Here is a 14,856-nt window from a genome sequence, read left to right on the forward strand (position 1 = left end):
GTCCTCGCGGTGTCCGGACGGGCGGGTCAAGGCCACCCGCCCCGGTGCCGACAGCGACGGGGTGAGCGATGTGTACGCCCTCCTCGTGGTCGTCGTCGGCCTCCAGCTGGTGTGGCTGTTCGTGCGTGACCTCGGCCCGCTCGGGCGGTGGCGGCTTCGCCGCCGCATGATCCGCAGGCTGGACCCCCACCTGTCGCCGCAGGACCGGGCCGTCGCCGTGCGTCACGTGCGCGAGATCGTCCCGGTCGCGCGGGCGCCGCGCGGGTTCGCGGCCCTCCCGCAGGGAGCGGACCCCGCCGTGCCCACCGTGCCGGTCCGCGTCGCGCCGCTCGGCGACGGTCGCCCCGGGGAGGCGTTCCTCGCGCCCGGTCCCAACGACCCGCGCGCGGGCCGCCTGGGGGAGGGCGGCAACCGGACGGACGTCGTCGTCGGGCTGGGTCCCGGGCGCGCGCTGCTCGTCGCGTGCAACGGTCGCGTCGGGGCGGTCACGCGCGGGGAGGTGATGCCCGCGGCCCCCGACCGTCCGGTCATGTGCCGCGCGCTCGGGGGCGACGGGACCCGCCACGTCGGTGACGTCGTGCACGCCGTGACGGCCGCCGGTCCCGCCTGGCGCACCACGTTCGTCGTGGGGAACCGGCGCGTCACGGACACGCACGTCGACCACGACGGGTGGGCCTTCGCCATCGGGGTGATGCGCGGTGACGCGGACACGGAGCTCGACGCCGACCGCTTCGTCGACGCCGTGCTCGCGACCTGGAGATGGCTGCCCGACGACCCCGCCGCACCTGCCCGCCCCGCCCCGCCCGACATCCCCGACGACCCGTGCGTCGCGACCGTGCCCGTCGCGGTCGGCGGACCCGGGGGCGTCGACGTCGCCTCGTGCCTGCTGCCGGCGGCGCCGACCGCCGTCGACGTGCCGGGGAGTGACGACACGTGGACGCACCTGTACGTGCGGCTCACGCGCGGTGCGGCGCTGGTCGTCACGTCGGCGCCGTCTGCCGACGGACGCGACGCCCGGACGGCGCTCGAGACGCCGTACGTGCACCCCTACGGGCCGTCGGTGCGCGCGGTGGGACCCGTCACGGCGCGGGCCACGCCTGCGGGTGACGTGCTGGTCCGCACGTTCGCCGTGGGGGACGGCGTGCTGCGCACCGAGGCGCGCGCCGACCGGGCGGGGCGCACCTGGACGTGGGCGCTGACGCGCACGGCGCACGACTCCGGCCCCGTGCCCGCACTCGACGGGCTCCTCGCGTCGTGGCGGTGGACCTGAGGTCGGCACCGACACCGCAGCACCCTGCGGTCAGAGCGGTCGACCCGCCGCCAGCTCCGCGACCAGTGCCCGCACCACCGGCTCGAGCTCGCCGGCATGACGCCGTGCCACCGCACGCTGCCGCTGGTACGACGCGCCGCGGCGCAGGATCGTGCGGACCTGCTCCAGCTCGGCGGTGCAGCCCAGCCGCTGCGCCACGGGCGCCAGCTCGCTGATCCACCGGCTCACCGAGTCCGTCACGAGCTCCTCGTCGCCCGCCGCGTTCGTGATGACGATCGCGTCCATGCCGTAGCGCGCCGAGCGCCACTTGTTCTCCTGCACGAACCACGGCGGCATCGTCGGCAGCGGCTCGCCCGCGTCGATCATCGACGAGAAGTGCTCGACCAGGCAGTGCGTGAGCGCGCTGATCGCCGTCACCTCGAGCAGGTTCGCGGCGCCGTCGGCGATCCGCATCTCCAGCGTCCCGAACCGCGGCGACGGGCGGATGTCCCACCGGACCTCGTCGACGCGGTCGATGACGCCGGTGTGGATCATGTCGCCCACGTACTGCTCGAGCTGCGCCCACCGCTCGAACTGCGGGGGCAGCCCCGCCGTCGGCAGCTGCTGGAAGAGCAGCGCGCGGTTCGACGCGTACCCCGTGTCCTTGCCGCCCCAGAACGGCGAGGACGCCGACAGCGACTGGATGTGCGGGAACACCGTCAGCATCGCGCGGCTCAGCGGCAGGACCTTGTCGCGGTCCTCGATGCCCACGTGCACGTGCACGCCGTAGATGAGCATCTGCCGGCCCCACCACTGGGTGCGGTCGATGAGGGTGGCGTAGCGCTCCTTGTCCGTCACGCGCTGCGTCGCCCAGTTCGCGAACGGGTGCGTCCCGGCGCCCATGAGCTCGATGCGCAGCGGGCTCGCGGCCGCGGCGACCTCGTCGAGCGCGCGCTGCAGGTCCGCGCCGGCCTCGGCGACGGTCGAGCACTTGCCGGACGACACCTCGACGGTGTTGAGCAGCAGCTCGGACGTGATGTGCGGGTGGTCGGCGCCCTCCGCGGGGCGCACGGCCTCGAAGATCGCCTGGGCCGCCTGACGCAGGTCGCCCGAGTCGGCGTCGACGAGCGCGACCTCCCACTCGATGCCGACGGTCGACCGCTCCGACTGCGCGAAGGGCAGGGCGACGGGCGCCGCCATCAGAGCGGCTCCACGACGAGGACCCGCTGCTGCCCGGCGACGCGCGTCAGGACGATCGTGCCCTCGGCGTCGCCCCGCAGGTCGAGCTGGCGCCGCAGCGTCTCGGGCACCACGGCGGTCCCGCGCTTCTTGATGGTCAGGCGGCCGACGCCCCGCTCGCGCAGGTACGTGCGCAGGCGCTTGAGGCCGAACGGCAGGTCGTCCAGCACGCGGTACGCCGTGGCCAGCGGGTGCCACGCGGTCCGGTCGGCGAGGGCGTCGGAGGTCACGTAGGCGATGGTGGGGTCGATCAGCCGTCCCCGCACGCGGTGCGCCACCGTGCCGACCAGGCCGGCGCGGATGACGGCGCCGTCCGGCTCGTACAGGTAGCCGCCGACCGGGCCGACGGGTGGTGCGTCGTCGTCGCCGTCGGGGTCCGCGCGCAGCGTGTGCGCCGCGCCGGCCCGCAGGACGAGCGCCGAGCGCCCGGGCCCGTCGGGTGCGAGCGGTCCGAACCACAGCCCGAGCTCGACCACCTCGCCGTCGGCCGACACCCACTGCGCCTCGGCGTCCACGGGCAGGTCCCGGTGCGCCAGCCCGGGGCCGAGCTTGAGGCCGAGCGCCGGGACGGTGCCGCGCACGGCGAGCACCTCGTCGAGCGGCGGGGAGTACGCCCGGGGGTCGAAGACGCGCCGCCCGGTGCCCGTGCGGCGTGCGGGGTCGGCGTACACGCCGTCGACGCCCTCGGCCGCCAGGTCGAGCGCGAGGCCGTCGCCCAGGCGTACCTGGACCTCCGGGAACGCGCGCAGGTTCACGGTCGCCAGCGCCGCGGTCGTCTCGTCGACGTCCGTGGCCAGCACCCGCAGCCCGACGCCCGCCATGGCGAGCGCGTCGGCGCCCAGGCCGCAGGTGAGGTCGGCGACGTACGTGCAGCCCGCGTCGCGGTAGCGGCGGGCGTGGTGCGCCGCGACCTCGAGGCGGGTCGCCTGCTCCAGCCCGTGCACCGTGAACAGCATGCCGTCGGCGAACTCGCCGAGCTTGGCGCGGGCCCGCAGGCGGAGCCGCGACTGCGTGAGCGCGGCGGCCACGAGGGCGGGGTCGAGCCCGTCCTTCTGCAGGCGCTCCGCGATCGGCAGCGCGAGCCGCTCGTCGTACGGGGGCAGGGCTTGCAGCAGCGCCCAGCCGTCGGGACTGAGGAGCTTGACCAGTCCGGCGTCGTCCACGGCCCCACCTTCCCACGCCCCTCGCCGTGGGGACACCACCCGACGTCCGCGCAGCGTGCGACGACGTGCACCGTGGTCACCCGCGTGGTCGTGTCGTTGGCACTCGGGTTGACCGAGTGCTAACGCGTTCCTAGAGTGAGGAGCTGGCACTCTCCCTGGGAGGGTGCCAACCGCTCCGGTGGCCCCGGCACCCGCGACGACGGCGGCGACGGTGCGGCGCAGACCCTGCCTGAACTACTCAACATGCGAAGGGGAGGTCCGCTGTGTCGGTCTCCATCAAGCCCCTCGAGGACCGGATCGTCGTCAAGACCCTGGAGGCCGAGACGACGACCGCGTCTGGTCTCGTCATCCCGGACAGCGCCAAGGAGAAGCCCCAGGAGGGCGAGGTCCTGGCGGTGGGCCCGGGTCGTATCGACGACAACGGCAACCGCGTCCCGCTGGACGTGGCTGTCGGCGACAAGGTCATCTACTCGAAGTACGGCGGCACCGAGGTGAAGTACGACGGCGAGGAGTACCTCATCCTCTCCGCGCGCGACATCCTCGCGATCGTCGCCTGACGACAGCTCGCAGCACGCCGCCCGGACGGCCGCCCGCCACCACGGCGGGTCGTCCACGGCACGACGAAGGCCCCCTCCCGCGGGAGGGGGCCTTCGTCGTCGTTGCTCGCCGGGTCCGGGCGGGAGCGGGGCCGGACCTGCTGCGGTCGGGCCGGACGTCCGTCACCCGTCGACGCCTGTCAGCGGTGACGGGCGTCGACGGGGACGGAGGTCAGGCGGTGACGCGGCGTCCGGCACGCTCGGCGAGGACCGCCGCGCGCTCCTCCTCGGACAGGCCGCCCCACACGCCGTAGGGCTCGCGGACCGCCAGCGACTGCTCGCGGCACTCGTTCAGCACGGGGCACGAGGCGCAGATGGCCTTGGCGGCCTCCGCGCGTCGGCGGCGGGCCGAGCCTCGCTCGCCCTCCGGGTGGAAGAACAGGTCCTGGTCGGCGTCGCGGCACGCGCCGTCGAACTGCCACTCCCACAGGTCCATCACCGGTCCGGGCAGACGCGAGATCTCGGCCATGTGCTCCTCCTTGGCTCCTGCGTTGACGTCCAGCGGCGACGCCGGGACGAAAGTCGGTGGTCGTCCACGGTTTCCCGGGTCGACGTGCCGCAACCGTACAACCGCGCCAGAAGTTGTTCAAGACCCTTCCTCGACGCGATCTCGTGACGCGTTTCACTGGCGCGATCTGGACGTCGGTGCAGGACGTGCGTCCGCGACCCGCGGCGGGTCCGGGAGGTCGCCACCCGGATCGCGCCACGGGACTGGCACAATCGCGTCATGGTCCCCGCAGGAGAGGAGAGCGTCGGCGCACCGGCGCTCACCGTCGCCGCCGTCGCGCGCCGTCTGGGCGTGGCTCCCGCGACGCTGCGCACCTGGGACCGGCGCTACGGGCTGGGCCCCTCCGAGCACTCCGCCGGCGCGCACCGCCGCTACACCGCGCAGGACCTCGAGCGCCTGCTGGTGATGCGGCGCCTCACCATCGACGGCGTCGCCCCGGCGGAGGCGGCGCGGCTCGCGCAGGCGCCCGACACGGGGCCGCCGCCGACGGCCGCCAGCGACGACCTGACGGGCCGGCTGCCCGCGGGGGTGCCCGACGCGCCACCCGCGGCCGGGGACGTCCCCGGCCGCGCGGCGCCCGGCGCCGGCGGTGTCGTCGCGCTGGTCGACGCCGCGCTGGCGGGCCGTGCGGACCGGTGCACCGCCCTGCTGGACACCGCCGGCACCGACCTCACGGTCTGGTGGTCCGACCTGGTGCAGCCCGCCCTCGCGGCGCTGGCGCGCCGCACGGTGGTCGAGCGGCCCGGGGTCGACGCCCGCGAGACCCTGCTCGGTGCCGTGCTCGCGGCGCTGCGTGCCCGGACCGCGGCCCCGCCGCCGACCGGTGCGCCGGTCGTCCTGCTGCTGCCGGTGCCGGGGGAGGTGCGTCCGGTCCTCGCGCACGTGCTGGCCGCCGCGCTCGTCGACGGCGGCGTCGACGCGCGGCTCGTCGCCGGGCCCGTGTCCACCCGGCACGCCGGCGAGCTCGCGCTCATGACCCGGGCCCGCGCCGTGGTCACGCTCTCCGAGTCGCCCGCGCCGGACCTGTCGGTCGTGGCACGGCTGGCGGGCGAGCGCACGGACCTGCCGCAGTTCGTCATGGTGGCGGAGGGTGCCGAGGACCGGGTGCCGCTCGACCGCACCGTGCACCGCGCCCGCACCCTGCCGGGCCTGCTGCACGAGGCGCTGGCGGCCGTCGCGCAGTCGTCGGCGCCATGACCCGGTGCCGTCCGGGACGCGACGGGTGACCCGTTCGCGTGACGACATAGCACGTGGGGCCCGACAACCGGGAGAAAACGGGACGCCAGATTCTCTCCGGTGCGTCCCGGAGGCTAACGTGACCCACCGGTAACGCCGATGCAGGCATGGACCCGTGCACGCATGTGGTAACCGGGATCGGCGCGAGGAGGAACCCCATGGCTGGAGTCGTGGTCTGCCACGGCTCGGCGACCGTGCGTGAGCGGCTCGTCGTGACATCGATCGGTGTGCCGTCGCTGGCGCCCGTGCGAGCTGCCGCGTCCGCGGACGAGCTCATCGCCCTGGCGCGACGCATCGCTCCCACCGTCGTCCTGCTCGACGCGCACCTGCCCGGTGCGGGCCCCGCCGAGGCGATCCGTCGCCTGCGCTCGGTCGCGCCCTCCGCGGCGGTCGTCCTGCTGGCCGGCCCCGAGGACGGTGAGGCGCTCGACCGGGCGCTGGCGCTCGGTGCGCGGGGCTTCCTCGCGCCCGACGTGGGCCGCGCGGAGCTCGCGGCCGTCGCCGCGCACGTGCAGGCGAGCCCCGTGACGTCGGTGCCGGGCGGTCAGCAGGCGGTGCCGCACCCGGCGTCGCCCCTGCAGGAGCCGCACGCGGCGCGCAGCGACGCCGGTGTCGCCGCCCGCACCGCCGAGCCGACCCCGGTGCTGACCAAGCGCGAGATCGAGGTGCTCGTCGGCATGAGCCACGGGCGGTCGAACGCCCAGATCGGCCAGGAGCTGTTCCTGTCCGAGGACACGGTCAAGACGCACGCGCGGCGACTGTTCCGCAAGCTCGGTGCGTCGGACCGTGCGCAGGCCGTCGCGATCGGTCTGCGGCGCGGGATCATCGACTGACCGCACGTCCCCGTCGTCCCGCGGGCCACGTATCCTGACGGGATGACGGCGCCCGACTCCTCCACGTCTCCCGCGGACCCGTTCGCCCGGGTCGGACTCACGTACGACGACGTCCTGCTGCTGCCCGGTGAGACGGACGTCATCCCGTCCGAGGTCGACACGTCCTCGCGACTGACCCGCGAGATCTCGGTGCGCGTGCCGCTGGTGTCGGCGGCGATGGACACCGTCACCGAGTCCCGGATGGCCGTCGCGATGGCCCGCCAGGGCGGCGTCGGGATCCTGCACCGCAACCTCTCGATCCAGGACCAGGCGCACCAGGTGGACCTGGTCAAGCGGTCCGAGTCCGGCATGGTGTCCGACCCCGTGACGGTGGGGCCGGACGCGACGCTGGCCGAGCTCGACGCGCTGTGCGGCACCTACCGGGTGTCCGGCCTGCCCGTGGTCGACGCCGACGGGCGCCTCGTGGGCATCATCACCAACCGCGACCTGCGGTTCGTGCCGCCCGCCGAGTTCGCGACCCGTCGGGTGCGCGACGAGATGACGTCGATGCCGCTGGTGACCGCCCCGGTGGGGATCGAGCGCGCCGACGCCGCCGCCCTGCTGGCCAAGCACAAGGTCGAGAAGCTGCCGCTCGTCGACGAGCACGGCAAGCTCGCGGGCCTCATCACCGTCAAGGACTTCGTGAAGTCCGAGCAGTACCCGCACGCCACCAAGGACGCCGAGGGCCGGCTGGTCGTCGGCGCCGCGATCGGGTTCTTCGGTGACGCGTGGGAGCGGGCGACGGCACTGGTCGAGGCGGCCGTCGACGTGCTCGTGGTCGACACGGCCAACGGCCACGCCCGGCTCATGCTCGACATGGTGCGGCGCCTGAAGTCCGACCCGGCCACCCGGCACGTGCAGGTCATCGGCGGCAACGTCGCGACCCGCGCCGGCGCGCAGGCGCTGGTCGAGGCGGGCGTCGACGCCGTCAAGGTGGGCGTCGGTCCGGGGTCCATCTGCACCACCCGCGTCGTGGCGGGCGTCGGGGTGCCGCAGGTCACCGCCATCCACGACGCCTCCCAGGTGTGCCGTCCGGCGGGTGTGCCGGTCATCGGCGACGGCGGCCTGCAGTACTCCGGGGACATCGCCAAGGCGCTGGTGGCCGGGGCCGACACCGTCATGCTCGGCTCGCTGCTCGCGGGCTGCGACGAGTCGCCCGGCGACCTCGTGTTCGTCAACGGCAAGCAGTTCAAGCACTACCGCGGGATGGGCTCGCTCGGGGCCATGGCGTCGCGCGGGCGCGTGTCCTACTCCAAGGACCGGTACTTCCAGGCGGACGTCACCACCGACGAGAAGATCGTGCCCGAGGGCATCGAGGGCCAGGTGCCGTACCGCGGTCCGCTGTCGGCCGTCGCGCACCAGCTGGTCGGCGGGCTGCACCAGTCGATGTTCTACGTCGGTGCGCACACCATCCCCGAGCTGCAGCAGCGCGGGCAGTTCATCCGCATCACGCCCGCGGGGCTCAAGGAGTCGCACCCGCACGACATCCAGATGACGGTCGAGGCGCCCAACTACACGGGTCGCTGAGCGCACTGCGCGCCGGGCCACCGGCGCGCGCCGGTATTCTCGTCGGGTGACCAGCGACATCGAGATCGGGCGGGGCAAGCGGGGACGCCGGGCGTACTCCTTCGACGACATCGCGGTGGTGCCCTCGCGGCGCACCCGCGACCCGGAGGAGGTGTCGGTCGGCTGGCAGATCGACGCCTACCACTTCGACCTGCCCGTCCTCGCCGCGCCGATGGACTCCGTGATGAGCCCCGCGACGGCCGTCGCCCTCGGGCGTGCCGGCGGCCTGGGCGTCCTGGACCTCGAGGGTCTGTGGACGCGCTACGAGGACCCGTCGGGCCTGCTCGAGGAGATCGCCACGCTGGACGCCCGGCACGCGACCGCCCGCATGCAGGAGGTCTACGCCGCCCCGATCCGGCCCGAGCTGATCCGCGCCCGCCTGCAGGAGGTGCGGGACGCCGGTGTCGTCGTGGCCGGCGCGCTCAGCCCGCAGCGCACGCAGGAGCACTGGCGCACGGTCGTCGACGCGGGTGTGGACCTGTTCGTGATCCGCGGCACCACGGTGTCCGCGGAGCACGTGTCGGGTCGCGCCGAGCCGCTCAACCTCAAGCGCTTCATCTACGAGCTCGACGTCCCCGTGATCGTGGGCGGTGCGTCGACGTACACGGCGGCGCTGCACCTCATGCGCACCGGTGCGGCCGGCGTCCTCGTCGGCTTCGGTGGGGGTGCCGCGCACACCACGCGCGTGTCCCTCGGCATCCACGCGCCCATGGCGTCCGCGGTCGCGGACGTCGCCGCCGCCCGGCGCGACTACCTCGACGAGTCCGGTGGCCGGTACGTGCACGTCATCGCCGACGGCGGCGTGGGCCGCTCCGGGGACCTCGTCAAGGCGATCGCCTGCGGGGCCGACGCCGTGATGCTGGGTGCGGCCCTGGCGCGGGCGAGCGACGCCCCCGGTCGCGGCTTCCACTGGGGGCCGGAGGCGCACCACCCGCAGCTGCCCCGCGGCGAGCGCGTCGAGGTCGGCACGGTCGGCACGCTCGAGCAGATCCTGTTCGGTCCCGGCCGCACCGCCGACGGCACGCTCAACCTCATCGGCGCGCTGCGCCGCGCGATGGCCACGACCGGCTACTCCGACCTCAAGGAGTTCCAGCGCATCGAGGTCGTCGTCTCCCCGTACCAGCCGTTCTGACCTGATCGTCATGACCTGGTCGTCCTGACCCGGTCGTCGTGACCCGGGTCGTCATGACCCCGTCGTCGTGACCCGGTCGTCGTGACCCGACCTGCGCCGACGCCTCAGCGGCGTCGGCGCCGGTCCGGTCCCCGCACGTGCAGGCGCGGGCGCGACGGTGCGGGGCCGTGGGGCCGCGGCGCACGGCCGGCGGCGGCTGCCGCGTCGGTGAGCGTCACCGTGCCCGCCACCCACCGCGCCGTCGTGGCGTAGGCCTCCCGACGGACGGCCGGCGGGGACAGCACCACGTCGTGCAGGGCGTCCTCGATGCGCGCGATCGTCACGTGCCGGCCCAGGTCGGCCGCCCGGCGGGCCACGCCGTCGACGTCGAGCGCGACGTCCGCCCGCGTCATCGACGGGTCCCAGCGGGGCAGCAGCGCGCTGCGCGTCGAGAGCAGCACGAGGGCCGGCGCCGCCAGGTCCAGGCCGCGGGCGAGCCGGTCCTGCCCGGCGAGGATCGCTGCGAGCCAGCCGGAGGTGACGCGGAACCCGCGCTCCGGACGCCACGTGAGGTCGTAGTGCCACTCGCCGCCGTAGGCGTCGGACACGACGCGGGTGTAGTAGCCGCGGTCGACCACGGGCAGGCGGTGAGCGGGCCGCAGCCGCGCGTCGACCTGCAGCACGGGCTCGAGCAGCGCGCGGCCGACCTCGCGGATCTGCAGCTCGAGCCAGGGGGAGTTCAGGACGAGCGCGGCTGCCTCGCCCGGGTGGCGCGCCGCCCACAGGCTGAGGGTCAGCCCGCCCGTCGAGTGGCCCATGAGGACGAGCCGCCGCGGCCGGTCCGTCGGCACGTCCTGCGCCATCACCGCGCGCGCGGCGGCGACGTCCTCGTCGTAGGTGGCCAGGTCCGTCACGAACCCCGGGATCTGGCCCGGGCGCAGGCTGCGGCCGTAACGGCGCAGGTCGAGAGCGAAGAACCGGGCGCCCTGGGTGCCCCAGAAGTCCGCCAGCTCGGTCTGGAAGAAGTAGTCCGACCACCCGTGGACGTACAGCACGTCCAGCCCCAGGTCGGGGTCGTCCGCGGCCGGGACGCGGCGGACGAGGGTGGCGACCACGGGCCCGGCGTCGTCCGGCGGCAGCGGCAGCGTGTGCTGCTCGTAGCCGGCGCCGAGCACGTCCGGGCGCCACCCGGGCGCCGGGTCCGCAGCGTCGCCGCCGGACGTCATCACCTCACGGTACGGGCTGGGCCGCCGGGCGCTCGGCGGGCGGCACGCTGGTGCCGTCCTCGGTCGGCTGCGCGGCCCGGCCCGTGCGGTGCCGGCCGAGGGGCAGCACGAGGGGGCAGCCGCTCACCGGGTCGGGCACGACGCGCGCGGCCATCCCGAAGACGTCGCGCACCATCGTCTCGGTGACCACGTCGGACGGGTCGCCCTGCGCGTACAGCCGCCCGTCGGTCATGGCGACCAGGTGGTCGGCGTAGCGGGCGGCCAGGTTCAGGTCGTGCAGCACCATGACGATCGTCGTGCCGTGGTCGCGGTTGAGGTCCACCAGCAGGTCGAGGACCTCCACCTGGTGCGCCACGTCGAGGAACGTCGTGGGCTCGTCGAGCAGCAGGATGTCGGTCTGCTGGGCGAGCGCCATGGCGATCCACACGCGCTGCCGCTGTCCGCCGGAGAGCTCGTCGACCGGCCGGTCGGCCAGGTCGAGGATGTCGGTGGCCCGCAGCGCCTCCTCGACCACGGCGTCGTCGTGCGCCGTCCACCGGCGGAACCAGCCCTGGTGCGGGTACCGGCCGCGCCCGACCAGGTCGGCGACGGCGATGCCCTCGGGGCTGACCGGCGCCTGCGGCAGCAGGCCCAGCACGGTGGCGACCTCGCGCGACGGCATGGCGTCGATGGGGGTGCCGTCGAGCAGCACGCGGCCTGCGCGGGCGCGCAGCAACCGGGCCATCGCCCGCAGCAGCGTCGACTTGCCGCAGCCGTTGGCCCCCACGATCGCCGTGACGGCGCCGGGCGGGACCTCGAGGGTCATGTCGTGCACCACGACCCGCTCGTCGTAGCCGACGGTCACGCCCTCGACCGCGAGCGTGTGGACGGGGTCCGTCACAGGGATCCTCCGGAGCGGTTGGTCCTGGCCAGCAGCCAGAGCAGGTAGGGCGCCCCGAGGACGCCGGTGACGACGCCGACGGGGAAGCGGTGCACCAGCAGGTGCTGGCCGACCAGGTCGGCGACGAGCACGAGCAGCGCGCCGACGAGCGCGGCGGGCACCAGCAGCGACCCGGTGCCGCGCACCAGGCGGTGCGCGATGGGGCCGGAGAGGAACGCGACGAAGGCGATCGGGCCGGTCGCCGCGGTGGCGACGGCGATGACGGCGACCGCCACGAGCAGCAGCGCCAGCCGCGAGCGGTCGGGGCGCACGCCGAGCCCGGCGGCCGCGTCGTCGCCCAGCTGCAGGGCGGGCAGGCGGCGGGCGAGCACCAGCAGGACGGGCACGAGGACCGCCAGCGCGCCGGCGAGCGGTGCGACACCGGGCCAGAAGGCGGAGTTCAGGGAGCCCGTGAGCCAGCGCAGCGCCTCGCTCGCGTCGTAGACGCCGGCGCGGGTCAGCGCGTACGCGATCACCGAGTCCAGCATCGCGCCGACGGCGATGCCGATCAGCACCAGCCGTGCCCCCTGGACGCCGCTGCGCCAGGACAGCGCGTAGATCGCGGCGGCCACGCCCAGGCCGGCGACCACCGCCACGACGGACAGCGTGGTGCCGGACAACCCGAACATCGTGATGGCGACGACCGCCGCGGCGCTCGACCCGGCGCTCACGCCGATGATGTCGGGGCTGGCCAGCGGGTTCCGCAGCATCGTCTGGAAGACGACGCCGCCCATGCCGAACGCGAGCCCCACGAGCACGCCGGTGAGCACGCGCGGGGCGCGCAGCACCCCGACGTTGAACGACGCGCCGGGCACCTGCTCGCCCAGGAGCACCCGCAGCACCTCACCCGGCGGGTAGGTGCGCTCGCCGACGCACAGCGCCACCACGGCGACCGCGACGACGGCGACCGCGAGGACCAGCAGCACGACCCGCCGTCGGCGCAGCCGGGCACGTCGCCCGCGGGCGACGGCCGCGCCGGCGGGCGCGGTCGTGGCGGTCGGCAGCACGGCGGTCACAGCTCGGCCACCTTGCGCCGCCGGATGATGGCGATGAACACGGGGGCTCCCAGCACGGCCGTCACGATGCCGACCTCGATCTCCTGCGGGCGGGCCACGACGCGCCCGACGACGTCGGCGGCGAGCAGCAGGGCGGCGCCGAGGGCGGCGGAGGAGGGCAGCAGCCACCGGTGGCTGGGGCCGGTGAAGGTGCGGGCGAGGTGCGGGACCACCAGGCCGACGAACCCGATGGGTCCGGCGGCCGCGACCGCGGTGCCGCACAGCAGCACGGCAGCGGCCCCGCCGACGGCCCGGACGGTACCGACGCGCCGCCCCAGGGCGACTGCGACGTCGTCGCCGAGCGCGATGGCGTCCATGCCGCGGGCGCAGCCGAGCGCCAGCACGGCACCCACCACGAGGAAGGGCATGACCTGCGCGATCTCGGGGAACGAGGCGCGGCCCAGGGAGCCGACCTGCCAGAACCGGAACGTGTCGAGGACGTCGGTGCGTGACAGCAGCACCATGGAGACGCCGGAGCCGAGCGCGGCGGTGGTGGCCGCGCCCGCCAGCGCGAGCTTGAGGGGTGTGGCGCCCTCGCGGCCGAGGGAGGCGATGGCGTACACGAGCACCGAGGAGACCGCGGCGCCGGCGAAGGCCAGCCACACGTACTGCGAGAGCGTGGACAGGCCCAGCAGCATGATGCCCAGCACGACGGCGAGCGATGCGCCCGAGCTGATGCCGAGCAGCGCGGGGTCGGCCAGCGGGTTGCGGGTCAGGCCCTGCAGCACGGCCCCGCCCACACCGAGGGCGGCCCCGACCAGCAGCCCCAGCACCGTGCGGGCGACCCGCGAGCGGACGGCCGCCTGGGCGATGTCGGACGTGTCGGGGGCGAGCACCCCGGCCACGACGTCGGACCAGCCGACCACGCGCGTCCCGAAGGCGAGGGAAGCGACGACGGCCAGCAGCACCGCCAGGACGCACAGCGCGACCCCGACGGTGCGCCGCCGGCGCAGGGCCGCCGGCCGCACCCCTGCGGGTGCGGCCGGCGTGCCCGGCGCGGCGGTCAGCGTCATCCGACGTTCTCGGCGGCGGCCTGGAACAGGTCGAGGTACGCGTCGAGCGCCCACGGCACGGACAGGATCGTCGGCCCGGAGGTGGCGGACGCGAGGGGCGCGCCGTCCGGCACGACCGCGACGGAGCCGCGCGCGACGGCGGGGATCTTGCTCAGCAGCGGGTCGGCCTGCATCGCGGCCAGCGTGGACTCGTCGCCGTACGTGATGAGGACGTCGACGTCGGACAGCGCGTCCGCCTGCTCGGCGGACAGGTCGACGAAGAACTGGTCGGTGTCGCCCGCGAGCTCGACGACCGACGGTGCGACGGTCATGCCGAGGTCCTCGACCAGCTGCACGCGCGCGTCGAGCGGCGTGTACACCCCGATGGTGCTGGGGTCGGACGGGTCGAGGTACGTGTACGCGAACGTCTTGCCCTCGACGTCGGGGCGCTCGGCCAGCGCGGCGTCGACCTGGGCGAGGACGTCGTCGACGAGCTCCTGCGCCTCGGCCTCGCGGCCCAGCGCCCGGCCGTCGATCAGGGCCATGTCCTTCCAGTTCGTGCCCCACGCGGCCTCGGGGTACGAGACGGTGGGGGCGATCTGGGACAGCGTGGTCCAGTCCTCCTCGGTCAGGCCCGAGTAGGCCGCGAGCACCACGTCCGGCTCGGTGTTGTTGACGGCCTCGAACGGGATCCCCGCGGTCTCGTCGAACAGCACGGGCAGCGCGTCGCCGGTCGCGTCGAGGGCCTCGAGGCCCTCGTACGTCCAGGGCAGGACGCCGTCGGCGTCGTCGTCGCCGTAGGACGCCTTGGCGAAGCCGACGGGGACGATGCCCAGGGCGATCGGCACGTCGTGGTTGCCCCAGTTGACGGTGGCGACGCGGGTCGGCTCGGCCTCGATCGTGGTCTCGCCGAAGGTGTTCTCGAGCGTCACGGGGAAGGTGTCGGAGCCCGACCCGGCCGCCGGGTCGGTGGCGGCGGGCTCGGGGTCGGCGGTGCTGCAGGCCGCGAGCAGGAGCGACGCGGCGGTCAGGGCGACCAGGGGTCGCAGGGCGCGGCGGGAGGGCGCAGTGCGCATGGTGTCCTTCGCTGGGGTCGCAGTCGTCGGCGCGTCCGGGACGCCCCG

14 protein-coding genes are annotated in these 14,856 nt (G+C 75.0%); 6 read left to right on the plus strand and 8 right to left on the minus strand.

Features of this window, described 5'->3' with window-relative positions:
- Positions 1 to 61: 61 nt before the first annotated feature.
- Complete coding sequence (locus J1G43_RS06960) at positions 62 to 1,270, plus strand: hypothetical protein (RefSeq protein ID WP_207378192.1); 1,209 nt, start codon at positions 62 to 64, stop codon at positions 1,268 to 1,270.
- Between the two features lie 30 nt (positions 1,271 to 1,300).
- On the opposite strand, the gene J1G43_RS06965 is transcribed toward J1G43_RS06960, so the two are convergent.
- Both J1G43_RS06965 and J1G43_RS06970 read right to left on the minus strand, forming a co-directional pair.
- Positions 1,301 to 2,449, minus strand: a complete 1,149-nt coding sequence (locus J1G43_RS06965) for a glutamate--cysteine ligase (RefSeq protein ID WP_207378193.1) — start codon at positions 2,447 to 2,449, stop codon at positions 1,301 to 1,303.
- The gene (locus J1G43_RS06970; protein WP_207339007.1) at positions 2,449 to 3,651 is read right to left on the minus strand and encodes a class I SAM-dependent methyltransferase; all 1,203 of its coding nucleotides are present in this window, start codon (positions 3,649 to 3,651) and stop codon (positions 2,449 to 2,451) included. The genes J1G43_RS06965 and J1G43_RS06970 overlap by 1 nt, the downstream gene beginning before the upstream one ends.
- 263 nt (positions 3,652 to 3,914) lie before the next feature.
- Between J1G43_RS06970 and groES the strand changes: the two genes are divergently transcribed.
- The gene (groES, locus tag J1G43_RS06975; protein ID WP_207339006.1) at positions 3,915 to 4,208 is read left to right on the plus strand and encodes a co-chaperone GroES; all 294 of its coding nucleotides are present in this window, start codon (positions 3,915 to 3,917) and stop codon (positions 4,206 to 4,208) included.
- A 211-nt stretch (positions 4,209 to 4,419) separates the two neighbouring features.
- Here the strand turns inward: groES and J1G43_RS06980 are convergent, their stop codons facing one another.
- Positions 4,420 to 4,716 (minus strand): WhiB family transcriptional regulator, encoded by a 297-nt coding sequence (locus J1G43_RS06980; RefSeq protein ID WP_203671336.1) that lies wholly within the window; start codon positions 4,714 to 4,716, stop codon positions 4,420 to 4,422.
- A 258-nt stretch (positions 4,717 to 4,974) separates the two neighbouring features.
- Between J1G43_RS06980 and J1G43_RS06985 the strand changes: the two genes are divergently transcribed.
- From J1G43_RS06985 to J1G43_RS07000, 4 genes are all read left to right on the plus strand, one after another.
- The gene (locus J1G43_RS06985) at positions 4,975 to 5,952 is read left to right on the plus strand and encodes a MerR family transcriptional regulator (RefSeq protein WP_207370299.1); all 978 of its coding nucleotides are present in this window, start codon (positions 4,975 to 4,977) and stop codon (positions 5,950 to 5,952) included.
- A gap of 197 nt (positions 5,953 to 6,149) precedes the next feature.
- Positions 6,150 to 6,824 carry a response regulator transcription factor gene (locus J1G43_RS06990; protein WP_207339004.1) on the plus strand — a complete coding sequence of 225 codons (675 nt, stop codon included), beginning with the start codon at positions 6,150 to 6,152 and terminating at the stop codon, positions 6,822 to 6,824.
- A gap of 42 nt (positions 6,825 to 6,866) precedes the next feature.
- The gene (guaB, locus tag J1G43_RS06995; protein ID WP_207339003.1) at positions 6,867 to 8,390 is read left to right on the plus strand and encodes an IMP dehydrogenase; all 1,524 of its coding nucleotides are present in this window, start codon (positions 6,867 to 6,869) and stop codon (positions 8,388 to 8,390) included.
- 46 nt (positions 8,391 to 8,436) lie between these two features.
- Positions 8,437 to 9,561 carry a GuaB3 family IMP dehydrogenase-related protein gene (locus tag J1G43_RS07000; protein ID WP_207339002.1) on the plus strand — a complete coding sequence of 375 codons (1,125 nt, stop codon included), beginning with the start codon at positions 8,437 to 8,439 and terminating at the stop codon, positions 9,559 to 9,561.
- A gap of 104 nt (positions 9,562 to 9,665) precedes the next feature.
- Here J1G43_RS07000 and J1G43_RS07005 read toward each other — a convergent pair whose 3' ends face one another.
- From J1G43_RS07005 to J1G43_RS07025, 5 genes are read right to left on the minus strand one after another with little or no spacing between them, the layout of a single operon-like run.
- Positions 9,666 to 10,766, minus strand: a complete 1,101-nt coding sequence (locus J1G43_RS07005; RefSeq protein WP_207378194.1) for an alpha/beta hydrolase — start codon at positions 10,764 to 10,766, stop codon at positions 9,666 to 9,668.
- Between the two features lie 4 nt (positions 10,767 to 10,770).
- Positions 10,771 to 11,646 (minus strand): ABC transporter ATP-binding protein, encoded by an 876-nt coding sequence (locus tag J1G43_RS07010; RefSeq protein WP_207339000.1) that lies wholly within the window; start codon positions 11,644 to 11,646, stop codon positions 10,771 to 10,773.
- The gene (locus J1G43_RS07015) at positions 11,643 to 12,701 is read right to left on the minus strand and encodes an iron chelate uptake ABC transporter family permease subunit (RefSeq protein WP_207338999.1); all 1,059 of its coding nucleotides are present in this window, start codon (positions 12,699 to 12,701) and stop codon (positions 11,643 to 11,645) included. The genes J1G43_RS07010 and J1G43_RS07015 overlap by 4 nt, the downstream gene beginning before the upstream one ends.
- On the minus strand, positions 12,698 to 13,753 hold the full coding sequence (locus tag J1G43_RS07020; RefSeq protein WP_207370301.1) for an iron ABC transporter permease: 1,056 nt from the start codon (positions 13,751 to 13,753) through the stop codon (positions 12,698 to 12,700). The genes J1G43_RS07015 and J1G43_RS07020 overlap by 4 nt, the downstream gene beginning before the upstream one ends.
- Positions 13,750 to 14,808 (minus strand): iron-siderophore ABC transporter substrate-binding protein, encoded by a 1,059-nt coding sequence (locus J1G43_RS07025; RefSeq protein ID WP_207378195.1) that lies wholly within the window; start codon positions 14,806 to 14,808, stop codon positions 13,750 to 13,752. The genes J1G43_RS07020 and J1G43_RS07025 overlap by 4 nt, the downstream gene beginning before the upstream one ends.
- Between the last annotated feature and the right edge of the window lie 48 nt (positions 14,809 to 14,856).

The sequence above is a fragment of the Cellulomonas sp. zg-ZUI22 genome (genome assembly GCF_017353535.1).
GTDB classification, from domain to species: domain Bacteria; phylum Actinomycetota; class Actinomycetes; order Actinomycetales; family Cellulomonadaceae; genus Cellulomonas; species Cellulomonas wangleii.